Source organism: Trichormus variabilis 0441 (assembly GCF_009856605.1).
Taxonomy (GTDB): Bacteria; Cyanobacteriota; Cyanobacteriia; order Cyanobacteriales; family Nostocaceae; genus Trichormus; species Trichormus variabilis.
Genome location: NZ_CP047243.1, coordinates 240,180 through 253,698, shown reverse-complemented (window position 1 = coordinate 253,698; position 13,519 = coordinate 240,180). Strand labels below are relative to the sequence as shown.

Sequence of the window (13,519 nt, the reverse complement as noted above, 5' to 3'; positions counted from 1 at the left end):
AAAAATTTGAGCTTATTTATTTTTTCTTCATGTTTATCTACGGGAAATAGTATGATAATCGTTCTTATCAAAAAATATTACAGCATTTAAAAGTCAAAAACTCATAACAATTTTGTGTTATGGGCTAAAAATGTGTGTCGATTTATCAGACTGGGGAGTGGAGGAAAATCTTGAAGCTAGGACATTTTAGTTATTTAGGGATTGCAGGAATTATATGTTTGCTATGTTCTGAGTCTGTACAAGCACAGGGAAAAGAAAAGTTAGTCCAGATTCATTTGAATCGAGAGTATACAGTCCCTAAAGAGGGAACAAAAGCAGAAGTACCCATCACACAGATTCCTCAAATAAGTGACATTCAACGTCCCCACACCAGCGTCAAAGACTGGTTAACGCAACTGCAAAATCAAGTCATATTGGTAACAGGGGTAAGCTTAAATACTAGGGAAAACAGTTTAGAAGTAACTTTAGAAACATCTAGTTCTGACCATCTGCAAACTGTAGTTAAGAGTGAAGGAAATAATTTTATCGTCGATATTCCCAACGCTCAACTGAAACTAAGTAGTGGTGAATTATTCCGTCAAGAAAAACCAAGCGCGGGAATTACTGATGTTGTAGTCACAAATCACGATGCAAATACTATCCGAGTCACAGTGACGGGTGAAACGAGTTTACCGAAAGTTGAACTAGATGACAGCGACAAAGGTCTAATTTTTGTTGTCGCACCAGTGACAACTTCCACACAGCAACCACAAATACCGGATACACCGCCTACTCAACCATCAGCCCAAGACGATCAACCGATAGAACTCGTTGTCACCGGGACAAGATTTGAAGTTCCGATTCAAGACGCTCCGCAATCAATTCAAGTCATTCCGCGCCAAGTGCTGGAAGATAGGGGAGTAGTACGTTTAGATGAATTTACAGACAACGTCAGTGGTATACAACGATTAACCGGTGGAGCAGGGCCTGGTTCATCAGGCTTTATCATTCGTGGTTTTGCTGACGACTACGAAACTCTCCGCAATGGTTTTCGCACTCAAGGCGGTTTTGCCAGGGATTTAGCAAACATAGATCGTGTTGAAGTCCTCAAAGGCCCAGCCGCGATTTTATATGGCAGTGGTTTTCAATCTGGTACTGTCAATACAATCACGAAAAAGCCCTTAGAAGACCCACTCTATGAAGTCAAAGCGACCTTTGGTAGTTACTCTTTTTATCGAGGTGAAGTTGATTTTACCGGGCCGCTAACCCAGTCAGGATCGTTACTGTATCGACTGAACGCTTCCTATCAAAATGAAGGGAGTTTTCGTGATTTTGGCAGATATGCGGGGACTTTTATAGCTCCGGCCTTGACTTGGAAATTGGGCGATCGCACTACATTGAACATAGACTACGAAAACTTTACCTATGAATCGGTTAGTGCTGGCGCATTCCGAGCAGATCCCAGATTTTTCAACGTCCGTCGCAGCTTTTATCAAGGAGAACCCGATCTCGATCTCGAAACCTACAGTGCTAACTCGCTGACTTACGAATTTGAGCATCGATTTAGCGATAATTGGCAATTCAAACAGACATTTAATCGTATCTGGCAAGAGATTAGTGCAAAAAGGGCAAGTAGAAGAGCATTGCAAGCAGATGGAGAAACTTTAAACCGTCGATACACAGTCGCTGATGCTGATGTAAATAATTTAACGTTTCGTAACGAACTCTTTGGCAAGTTCAACACGGGGTCACTACGGCACAACTTACTATTTGGGGTAGAATATTCGCACTTAGACTATCCTGGTAAATCCTTCAGCACAGCCATTGATCCCATTAACATCTTCAATCCTCGCTATGGTGCTAGACCAACTGGGGAACTCTCACTAGACTACTTTGAAACTTACGGCAATGATGTTGTTGGTATTTACGTTCAGGATTTGATAGAAGTTCTGCCTAATTTAAAAATTGCCGCCGGAGTCCGCTTCGATAGCTCCACAGGATCTAACGAAAACCTACAAACAAACACCATCATTAACGAGGTAAGTGATAGCCAATTTTCACCGAGGCTTGGGATTGTTTACCAACCCAGTGATACAACGACGCTCTATGCCAGTTGGTCGAATTCATTTACACCACAAATTTATGGCAGAAACTCCAGAGGGGGAGCTTTCAAGCCAATCACTTCCGAGCAATTAGAGGTGGGAATTCGGCAGGAGTTATTTGATAGACGGTTATTAGCAGGTCTAGCACTATATCAAATTACACGCCAGAATGTCGTCACCGATGACCCTAACTCCGATGACTTTTTGGACAGAATTCAAACAGGAGAACAACGCAGTCGGGGGATAGAATTAGATATTTCTGGGGAAATATCACCTGGATGGAAAATCATTACTACCTATGCGTATACTGATGCCGTGGTGACAAAGGATAATGAAATTCCGGTTGGCGATCGCCTGGGAGGTGTCCCCTATAATAGTGCGAGTCTTTGGACTACCTATGAAATTCAAAAAGGTAATTTGCAAGGGTTTGGCGGTGGATTTGGATTAGTATATGTAGGTGATCGCGCCAATACTATACCCAACGAATTCACCACTCCTTCATACCTGCGGGCTGATGCAGTGTTATTTTATCGCAGCGATCGCTACGACATTAATTTGAACTTCAAAAATCTATCTAACCTCAAGTATTTCGATACTAATAGTTATGGTGATAGCTTGAGTGTACAAGAGCCATTTACAGTAATTGGTAGTTTTTCCTATAGGTTTTGAAGAGGATTTGCATAATCTCTACAGTTATGCGTGCGTATAAATTTTATGTGGTGGGGTGAGTGAGAATGTTGCAACTAAGACAGTTCTTTTGTGTGGGAATTGCAGGAACTATATATCTGATAGGAATTGGGACTGCAAAGGCACAGAACGACGAGAATATAAGTAAAATACCTATCACAAACATTTCCCAAATCTCGGATATCAAACGTCCACATACCAATGTCAAAGAATGGCTAGCGCAGCAGCAGGCTCAAATTATCCAAGTGACAGGGGTAAGCCTAAACCAAACTTCTAATGGTTTAGAAGTCATTCTAGAAACTACTGCTTCTGACAAACTGCAAACTTCACTCAACAGTGAAGGTAATATCCTGAGTGTTGATATCCCCAATGCTCAATTACGTCTAGCTAGTGGTGATTCTTTCCTTTCCCAAAAGCCAGTTGCGGGAATTACAGAAATAACGGTAATAAATCAGGATAGCAATACTATTCGAGTTACAGTAATCGGTGAGACGAGTTTACCGAAAGTTGAGCTAGATGACAGCGAGAACGGTCTAATTTTTGTTGTCACACCAATTACAACTTCTGCACAGCAACCACAAACACCACAGACAAATCAGGCTGATAGTGAAACACCAGCAACCCAACCATCAGCTCAAAATGATGAACCTATCGAACTAGTTGTAACAGGGACAAGATTTGAAATTCCCATCCAAGACACTCCGCAATCAATTCAGGTGATTCCACGTCAAGTGCTGGAAGATAGAGGAGCAGTGCGTTTGGATGAGTTTACCGATAACGTCAGTGGTGTCCAACGGATAACAGGTGGAGACGGACTTGGGTCATCAGGCTTTATCATTCGTGGGTTCTCTGATGTATATGAAAATCTCCGCAATGGATTTCGCTCTCAGGGCGGTTTTCCACGCGATCTGGCCAATATTGATCGGGTTGAGGTACTTAAAGGCCCGGCGGCGGCTTTGTATGGTGGTGGTTTTCAGTCAGGTATTGTGAATATTTTGACGAAAAAACCCCTTGACGAACCACGTTATGAAGTCAAAGCTACTGTTGGGAGTTACGACTTTTATCGTGGTGAACTCGATTTAACAGGCCCATTAGTAGAAAATCGATCGCTGCTGTATCGTCTGAACGTCGCTTATCAAAATCAGGGGAGTTTTCGTGACTTCCTTAACTACAAAAGCTTTTTTGTCGCGCCATCTTTGACCTGGAATATCAGCCAACGTACTAGTCTGAGCTTTGATTATGAATATTTCAACACTGATTACCCCGATGATGAAACATTTAGAGCCGAGCCAGAATTTTTGCGAATCTCCCCTAAAACCTATTTAGGTGAACCAGATTTAGCCAATGAAAATTTCACTGCTCATTCACTCTCACTCGAATTTTCACATGAGTTTAGTGATAACTGGCAGTATCGATTAGGATTTAATACACTTTGGCAAGATGTTTTTGACGAGGGAGCAACTCGTAGTGGTAGACTGCAAGCAGATCGTCGCACATTGAATCGGCAGTTCACTAGACGCACTAACGATCTGGAAAATCTGACCCTGAGAAACGAAATTTTAGGAAAGTTCAATACTGGTTCTGTGCGGCATAATCTACTCTTTGGGGTGGATTACTCCCGCTTGGAGTATGCCTATACCTTCTCTAGTGCGCCGATCGCTCCCATCGATATCTTTAATCCAATCTACGGTGCTAGACCAACAGCAGCGCTTTCACTGAACTCTAACGAGGCATACGGTGATGATACCCTTGGTATTTACCTTCAGGATATTGTTGAAGTGCTGCCTAGTTTGAAAATTCTAGCAGGAGTGCGCTTTGATAATGTCAATGGCTTCTACGAAAACCGCGAAACAAACACTAGCATTAATGAAGTAAGTGATAGTAAGTTTTCACCGAGACTTGGTATTGTTTATCAGCCAGGCAATACGACAACACTTTATGCTAGCTGGTCAAACTCATTCACACCCCAAATCTTTGGTAGAAACTCCAATGGGGAACAATTTAAACCTGTGACTTCCGAGCAATACGAGGTAGGAATTCGCCAAGAGTTTTTAGACCAGCGACTGTCAGCAAATCTGGCGCTATTCCAAATTACACGCCAGAACGTCGCTACCACAGACCCAAACTCCTCTGACCCTTTTGCCAGAATTCAGACGGGAGAGCAACGTAGTCGTGGGGTTGAATTGGATATTAATGGGGAAATTTTACCTGGCTGGAAAATGATTCTGACTTATGCTTATACCGATGCACAGGTGACAGAGGATAATCGCATCCCTGTAGGCGATCGCTTACCGAATGTCCCTTACAATAGCGCTAGTCTATGGACAACTTATGAAATTCAAAGTGGCAATCTGCAAGGATTGGGTGCAGGCTTGGGGATCGTGTATGTAGGCGATCGCCAGGGTGGACTGCCTAATACAATCACCATACCTTCATACGTCCGTACAGATGCAGCATTATTCTATCGCCGCCGTCAGTTTGAGGCACGCCTAAACTTCAAAAATCTCTTTGATACTAATTATTATGATGCCACTGATGGCACATCAATTAATCCCCAAGAGCCATTTACGCTCATTGGTAGTTTTTCCTACAGATTTTGATGGGGGAGGTTTGATTGATTGTTTTTACTTAAAAGCTATGCAAAAATATTCACTGACTTCTCTTGCCAAAGCAGGTTTATTTCATTCGCTAAAACGACAGATGAAAAAGCTGGCTTTGCCTACTTGGGGAATTTTACTTACAAGCCTAACTGCCTGTAGCCAAAATACTACAAATTTCAACGCAGCAGTAGCCCGTTCTGTTGCACAAGATAAAATTGTCATCGATTTAGGATGGCATGAATACATTAATTTCCGCCAGGGATTTGATCCCACCGATGGTTGGTCTTGGGATAGTTACAGCGATCCATTATTGCAAAGTCGTCTATTGAGGCGTGACATTAATCAAGGATTAGTCATGGATTTAGCTGTTGACTATCAATTGAGTAGCGATGGCAAAATCTGGACAGTAAAAATCCGCCCCGATGTCCGCTTCAGTGATGGAAAACCCTTAACAGCAGAAGATGTTGCTTACACATTCAACAAAGACACAGAATTAAGTTTAGAAAAATTTCTAGACAAAGCTGTAGCTACAGGTGATTACGAGGTGAAATTCTACCTCAAAAAACCAAATGTCATCTTTGTTGACAAACTCGCTAGCTTAGGCATTGTCCCCAAACACGCCCACAGCAAGACATACAATCGTAATCCCATTGGTTCTGGCCCTTACAAATTAGTACAGTGGGTAGAGGGAGAACAAATCGTATTAGAAGCTAACCCTTATTACTACGGGAACAAACCCAGCATTAAGCGTGTTGTTTTCTTATTCACCCAAGGAGATGCTGCTTTTGCGGCTGCTAAATCAGGTCGCGCTCAAATTGCCAAAATTCCCTATCCCTTGGCGAAGCATTCTGTAAAAGGAATGCAACTATATCAAGTTCCCACGTTAGATCATACCGTCACGATCTTACCTTTTGCCCCTGATACAGGACAAAAAAATGCTCAAGGTTATCCCACTGGAAATAACGTCACATCAGACCGAGGAATTCGCCAAGCAATCAACTACGCAATTAACCGCCAGAAATTGGTAGATGCAATTTTGTGGGGCTATGGGTCTAGTGTTTATGGTTATCCAGGTGGGCCGCCTTGGCAAGAACCAGCCCCAGCCATTGCTGATGCAGATATCAATAAAGCAAAACAAATCCTGGCTGAAGCTGGATGGCGAGATAGTAACGGTAATGGGACGGTGGATAGACAAGGAATAGAAGCAGAATTTACCTTGCTTTACACAGCAAGTTTACCCCATGAACAAGGATTAGCAATGGCGATCGCCCAAATGCTCAAACCAGTGGGTATCAAGATTAAACCAGAGGGTTCTTATTGGGAACAGATGAAGCATCGCATCCAGCATGACGCTTGGTTCTATACTTTAACAACACGTTCTCTAGATTTGCGTTCCCTCTACCGTAGTCCTCTGGGTATACCCAATGGTCGCCCTAACTACAGTAATTATACCAATCCCACAGTTGATCGCATCTTGGATCAAGGATTGGGTGCGGCTAATGAAATTGCTGCTAGCAAGTTCTGGAAACAAGTACATTGGAACGGTCAAACTGGAATTGGACCTCAAGGAGATGCTGCTTCTGCTTGGTTGGTTAATCTCAATGAAACCTATTTAGTCAGTAAATGCCTGGATATTGGTAGACCAACTGTACCATCCCAACGTTACCAAGGACGACTATTAGGAAATATTACCGAATGGAAGATAATTTGTAATTCGTAATTTGTAATTAGATGAATTTTTTATTGCGATTTTTTCTGAAAAAACTGCTTTATCTTTTCCTGTTGCTATTGACAGTGGCAATTATCACCTTTGTGTTGATGGATTTATCTCCCATTGACCCAATTGATGCTTATGTCAATGCTAGTTTACGACTGACACTGACTCCTGAACAAAGAGAATTAATTGCCCAGCGTTGGGGATTAGATAAGCCAATGATTACCCGCTTCTTTCTTTGGTTAGGGCAACTTTTGCAAGGGAATTGGGGCGAGTCTATGGTTTATCGAGCATCAGTATGGCAAGTGATTGCTAACCGCTTTAGTGCATCCCTATGGTTGATGGGGCTGGCTTGGTTGCTGTCAGGATGCTTTGGTGTAACTCTTGGTATCCTCGCTGGAGCAAAAGAAGGCTCATTTTTGGATCAAACTATTCGCCTGTATGCCTACACTTTGGCATCATCTCCCACCTTTTGGATTGCTTTACTATTACTGACCTTATTTTCTGTCACCTTACAAGTTACACCAATTTGCTGTGCCTCACCGCCTGGGGTATTGCTGCGGGATGTCAGCCTTTGGGATAGACTATATCATTTAATCTTACCTGCTCTAGCACTGAGTTTAATGGGTGTTGCCAGTGTTGCCTTATCGACTCGTGAAAAACTGATCGAAATTCTCCACAGCAACTTTGCTTTGTTCGCCTATGCTCAAGGAGAAACGAAAACAGGGTTGATTCTACATCACGGTTTGCGAAATATTGCCTTACCTGCGATTACATTACAGTTTGCGAGTCTAGGAGAATTGTTTGGCGGTTCTGTGCTGGCGGAAAAGGTGTTTGGCTATCCTGGTTTGGGTGATGCGACAATCCAATCTGCACTCTCTGGTGATGTACCTTTACTGGTAGGCATTGTTTTCTTCAGCGCAGTGTTTGTCTTCACAGGTAATGCTCTAGCAGACTTCACCTATCAAATTATTGATCCCCGCATTCGTCTTGGAAATCCCACACCATGAAACTTCAGAATGCTATTTCTGTTACTCGCAGTCCAAAACGTCGTCCCTGGATTCTGGGTAATCGCCGGAGTAAAACTTTAGCGATCGCACTCCTTTGTTTATTCGTGCTGATCGTTCTGCTTTTTGGTACTCAAATTATTAGCAAAAGTGGACTAGAAATCAACTTACAAGCTCAAAATCAACCGCCCAACTTTGCTCATCCCTTCGGTACTGATTGGTTGGGAAGAGATATGCTCACCCGCACCCTGCATGGATTGAGCCTGAGTTTATGGGTTGGGTTACTTACTGCTATCTGTAGTGCAGTGTTAGCACTGGTGCTAGGCACAATTTCCGCAATTATGGGTGGTAAGGTCGATGTGGCTATTACTTGGTTAATTGATGTGTTTTTCAGCCTACCTCATTTGGTGCTGATTATCTTAGTGGCATTTGCGGCTGGTGGTGGAGTAGGGGGTTTGTTAATTTCCATCATTATTACTCACTGGATGGCATTAGCAAGACTCCTACGAGCAGAAGTTTTGCAAATCAAGAATTCCGACTACGTGCAACTATCTGCTAAATTGGGGCGATCGCCTTTGTGGATTGCCCGTCATCACATGATACCCCACCTGTTTCCTCAGTTCATCGTCGGGCTGATTTTACAGTTTCCCCATGCGATTCTCCATGAGGCTGGTCTTACCTTCTTGGGTTTGGGTCTTTCGCCAGAAACACCTGCCCTCGGTATTATACTATCAGAATCAATGCGCTACTTATCAGCAGGTTACTGGTGGCTTTCAGTATTACCTGGAGTGGCTCTATTAATTGCTGTCAAAGCATTTGATATCTTGGGTGCAAGTGTGCGTGCATTGCTTGATCCCAAAACAAGTCAGGGATAACTATTCAAAATTTTCATATGTTATCAGTGAAAAATCTGAGTGTCACTTTCACAATGTACGATGCGGGATTGATCCAGAAGCAGTTAACCGTAATTTCCGATTTAGATTTAGAGGTTAATGCTGGTGAAATAATTGCAGTGGTTGGTTCCAGTGGCTCAGGAAAAAGTCTCCTCGCTCATGCCATCTTGGGTATATTACCGCACAACGCCCAAGTGACAGGACAGATGATTTTTCAGGGAAAACCGTTAACTGTAGAACGTCAGGCGCAGTTGCGAGGAAAGCAAATCGCTCTAATTCCCCAATCTATAAGCTACCTTGACCCTTTGATGCGTGTTGGTTCTCAGGTGCATCGTGCAGGTCATTTAAGTGGATTACCTAAGATAAAAGCTAAACAAGAAGTAGATCGAGTATTTGACCGTTATAGTCTGGCTACGGCGGTAAAACAGCAGTATCCTTTTCAAATTTCTGGAGGTATGGCGCGGCGAGTGCTGGTTGCTACAGCAGCAATAGGGTGTGCTGAGTTGTTAATTGCGGATGAACCTACTCCTGGGTTACATCCAGAGATTGTAGTAGAGACTTTGAATCATCTGCGGGAACTGGCTAGTGAGGGTAAAAGTGTCATCTTAATTACCCACGACTTAGAAGCAGCCTTGCAAGTAGCGGATAAAGTGGCTGTGTTTTATGCAGGGACAACCCTAGAAGTGGCGAAGGCTGGTGATTTCACCTCTGGAAATCTGCGTCATCCTTATACCCAAGCTTTGTGGCGATCGCTTCCTCAAAATGAGTTTATCCCTGTTCCCGGTAGCCAACCCAGCCCAGAGGCTTTACCTGTTGGTTGTTTATTTGGCGATCGCTGTCCCCTAGCAACAGAGGCTTGCTGGGAAGCTAGACCCCAAGTTCGGATAGTACGGGGCGCACCCGTGAGGTGTATTCATGTTGAAGGCTGAACATTTATCTTTTCGTCACCATTCCCAGCAAAGGTGGATTTTGCAAGATTTTAGTTTGGAATTAGCCAAAGGCGAAGTTGTGGGTTTGACTGGGGCGAGTGGTTTGGGTAAAACCACAATTGGTAAACTCCTGGCTGGATATTTACAACCAACTCAAGGAAAGGTGACTTGTGATGGTCAACCCTTACCCAGCAGCAGTTATTGTCCTGTACAGCTGATTTTTCAAAACCCTGAACTAGCTGTTAATCCACGTTGGCGAATCAGTAAAATTTTAGCAGAAGGACAACCGCCTTCAGATGATTTACTCGCTGCTCTAGGCATTCACCAAAGTTGGCTCAATCGCTATCCCCATGAACTCAGTGGGGGTGAGTTGCAACGAATTGCAGTGGCGCGATCGCTCAACTCTCATACTCGCTACTTGATCGCAGATGAAATGACAGCAATGCTAGATGCTAACACTCAAGCTCTGATTTGGCAGGTAGTGATTAAATATGCCAAAGAGCATGAAGTGGGAATTTTAGTCATCAGTCATGAAGTAGCTTTACTTCAGCGTCTTTGCATTCACATCATTGATTTGAGTCAACTAACTTGGGGTAAATATAGCGGTGCGATGTAGAAGTTGAGTGTTAAAGGATTTTATTTAATCCTTTTCCTTGGAACTTTCGTGTTTGGAGGGGTAAGGGAACTCCTTCCCCAGCACAGCTTGGGCTAAAATTAGTCAAACGTTTACCTCAAGAATTAACTCAACGCTTTGAAACGATTATTTTAGCTGACACAGCCTTTGGCAGTGTAGAATTTTTGGAGGGTATACGTCAGCTAAAATATCATGCTATTACAGGTGTATCTATTAGTCGTAAGTTAGCCGATGGTAGACTTTTAAGGCGTTTACATAAACAAGGTCAACAGGTTTATTTGTTTGGTTTAAGCTTTCCTGTTACTGTTTCTTGGTATTACTTAAAGCGCGATAATGGCAAACTAGAAAAACGCTTTGTCTTATCTACTCGACCAATTAAAGCTTCTACTCTTAAGTGGTGGGGTAAGCGTCGTTGGCAAATTGAGGGGTGGTTCAAAACTGCAAAGCATCGCTTCGGCTTACATCGCTTTGGGCAAGGAACTCTACTGGGTATGTATCGCTGGCTTATCCTTTCGTTGACTGCTTATCTCATTGCTCATTGGACTCATCTGCATATTCAGCCAACATCGCCTCCTGATTGGGGTCAGGCTGCACAAACTGCTCTTGAATCTATTTTCCCACATATAGTTGTGTATCTTCTTTTACTTGATATTGAACGCCTTGCTCATCTTGCACTTAGTTGTGGTTTTGACATTCAGATTTCCAGGTGCAAGAAATGAGTATACAAGGTGTAATGCAGGCACTACCTCATAAAGACATTAGCAATTCAAGTTAATATAGTGGTACAATTGTATTATTATGGTTAATGTGCAGTCAGTTATCAGTTGGAGAAATGAAAGCAATGAGGTAGCTGGGCGCAAAGCACCATCGCATAAGCAAGTGTACTTCTGTAGCAATGTGGCTTAAATACGGTGTGGATCAAGACGGAGCTTTGTTAAGTATTCAAGATGTCTCTAGTGGTAAAACTTTACTTAAATGTCCTTATTGCCAGGGCGATTTAATTGCTAAAAAAGGCAAAGTCAAGCAACATCATTTTGCTCATGATCAGGAAACCTGCCACCCCGTAGCTAAACGGAAATTTCCCACTCTACCACTTTATGACAATTTTAATATTGAACTAGCGCTTAAAGATTTAAAGCAATTAAAATTATTATGGAGTGAGTACGGAGCTAAAAATTATCCTATCAATTATGACTTAACTTCCCCTGGCTTATTGAAATCTGGAGTATTAAGAAAAAACATATATTTAAACTCACCGGGTTATGAATTTAGTGATTTAGGTAAAATTCCTGTGGGAGCGCTTGATTTCCAGCGATTCAACGAAATACAAGAACCGCTAATACTTAAAAAGCTGTTGAAACTGGAGTTGGCATTGCAACACGCTCAACATAAAAATGCTTCTGATTTAGAATACAGACTTACAGATTTAAAACTGTACTACGCTCAAGTCAAACGTATTTTGTCTTCTACATTGTATTTTTTAGAAATTATAAGCGATAAAGGCACTTTCTACAAAATCGGAGTTACTGCTAGACCCGTCATAGAGCGAGTAGCAGAAGTAGAAAGAGATTTAGTTCCGCACTACGGTACTGTTGCTATTAAAGTCTTAGGTAGTTGGGCGCATCGGGGAAATATTGAATTATATTTCAAACACCGCTATCAAAAATTTAATTATCCTATCGAGATTTTGACTGAGTATTTTAACTTTACTGCTGAGGATATGGGTATTGTTTTGAGTGATCTACAGCGAATGCAACCAAAAACACTATCTCAATTGGAAATGGCTATTTTTGAGGAAAATGTTAGCTTCAAGCAAATTGCTATTTAGCACATAGTCCAGGTGTTCATTAAATAATTATTTGTCAATTTTAGGGAATTAATGTCTCGCTGTTTCAGAGGCTAAAAAGCTTATATATCAAGGAAATTACGCTTTTTACCGCTCTTGTATTCTTTGAAGGCTTTTAAATAATTAAATGCCTTTTCTCTAAAAACTGACTCCTCAAAATTTAAACAATTAAATGCCTTTTCTTGAAAAAGTCTCGATAGACTACTGAGTTTCCCTATTATTTCATAGAGCGATGGGCTTACTCTCCGTCTTCAGGCGATCACTCTATGCAGGCGGTTATGCCCGGATAGCTTGTATAAGCTTGCTCAAATTATAGTTGAAGACGCTTGCTGTTTCAGCATTTCACGATTTAACTGAGAAATTCTGGTAGATAATGAGGCTCGTTTTTATGAGTGAAGAGGACAGTAATTCTTTAAAACTGGAATTTGAGGAGCTAGAGCATAACTCTAATTGCACAAGACCCAAAAAACCGAGTGGCTTGACAGTAATTGTTGAAAACTGACAAATAATTCTTTTGAATACATTTTGGCACGGTGATGCCTTAACTGCCTATAGTATTATCTGACCTAGACAATACCTAGATATTACCTAGAGAAAAAATTAAGCTAACTAACTCAGCTTAAAAATATACAGTAGATTAAATTAAACATTTCTCTAGGTAAAATAAGCTTGAAACCTTATCTAAAAACAAACTTATTTACCTTGATAATACCTATACTCTACGGATAATAAAAATTTCGCTGGCTCAATTCATACATTAATCTGAGTAAAGCAAACCTCTAAGCGATAAAATGCTAATTCTGTCGCGCTCACCAGAACTTAGCCAAAAAGTGCCACCATGTTTGCAGTCGTAACTTACCTAGACGATCAGTGAACATCACCTAGATGCGAACTCAAGCAAGGTAAACCGTGCATATTGATACGTTATGTAAAGGGTTAACCAAAATGCAGATATTGATGCTAATGAACAGGTAATATAAGTTATGGGCTAGAAGTATAGGTAAACACCCACGCATATCCCCTACATTTCCCGTAAAGACTTTAGCTACATTCCATAAGTCGCAACGGACATTAAGATGTCCGAAAATCGTTGTTGTCAAAAATTTTATGTTTTAATCGTAGATTTTG

At 41.8% G+C, this 13,519-nt stretch carries 8 protein-coding genes and 1 pseudogene; all 9 read left to right on the top strand.

The genetic code is table 11. The features are described 5' to 3' along the window. The first annotated feature begins 170 nt into the window (after positions 1-170). The 9 genes and pseudogenes from GSQ19_RS27535 to GSQ19_RS27495 all read left to right on the top strand — a co-directional run bounded on the left by GSQ19_RS27535 (position 171) and on the right by GSQ19_RS27495 (position 12,373). Positions 171-2,750: a TonB-dependent siderophore receptor gene (locus tag GSQ19_RS27535; protein WP_011316513.1), complete on the top strand. Its 2,580-nt coding sequence runs from the start codon at positions 171-173 to the stop codon at positions 2,748-2,750. Positions 2,751-2,815: 65 nt separating this feature from the next. Next, positions 2,816-5,368 (top strand): TonB-dependent siderophore receptor, encoded by a 2,553-nt coding sequence (locus tag GSQ19_RS27530; RefSeq protein WP_011316512.1) that lies wholly within the window; start codon positions 2,816-2,818, stop codon positions 5,366-5,368. Between the two features lie 37 nt (positions 5,369-5,405). Then, on the top strand, positions 5,406-7,088 hold the full coding sequence (locus GSQ19_RS27525; protein WP_224311949.1) for an ABC transporter substrate-binding protein: 1,683 nt from the start codon (positions 5,406-5,408) through the stop codon (positions 7,086-7,088). Between the two features lie 11 nt (positions 7,089-7,099). Further along, entirely contained in the window at positions 7,100-8,092 is a 993-nt protein-coding gene (locus GSQ19_RS27520) for an ABC transporter permease (RefSeq protein WP_011316510.1), read from the top strand. Continuing rightward, entirely contained in the window at positions 8,089-8,964 is an 876-nt protein-coding gene (locus GSQ19_RS27515; RefSeq protein ID WP_011316509.1) for an ABC transporter permease, read from the top strand. Before GSQ19_RS27520 ends, GSQ19_RS27515 begins: the two co-directional genes overlap by 4 nt. A gap of 17 nt (positions 8,965-8,981) precedes the next feature. Further along, positions 8,982-9,911, top strand: a complete 930-nt coding sequence (locus GSQ19_RS27510) for an ABC transporter ATP-binding protein (protein WP_011316508.1) — start codon at positions 8,982-8,984, stop codon at positions 9,909-9,911. Beyond that, entirely contained in the window at positions 9,898-10,527 is a 630-nt protein-coding gene (locus GSQ19_RS27505; RefSeq protein WP_011316507.1) for an ABC transporter ATP-binding protein, read from the top strand. Before GSQ19_RS27510 ends, GSQ19_RS27505 begins: the two co-directional genes overlap by 14 nt. Before the next feature lie 35 nt (positions 10,528-10,562). Next, positions 10,563-11,264 (top strand): annotated as a pseudogene (locus GSQ19_RS27500) (transposase); the annotation flags it as partial. Positions 11,265-11,440: 176 nt separating this feature from the next. Next, on the top strand, positions 11,441-12,373 hold the full coding sequence (locus tag GSQ19_RS27495; RefSeq protein WP_011316505.1) for a GIY-YIG nuclease family protein: 933 nt from the start codon (positions 11,441-11,443) through the stop codon (positions 12,371-12,373). Positions 12,374-13,519: the final 1,146 nt, after the last annotated feature.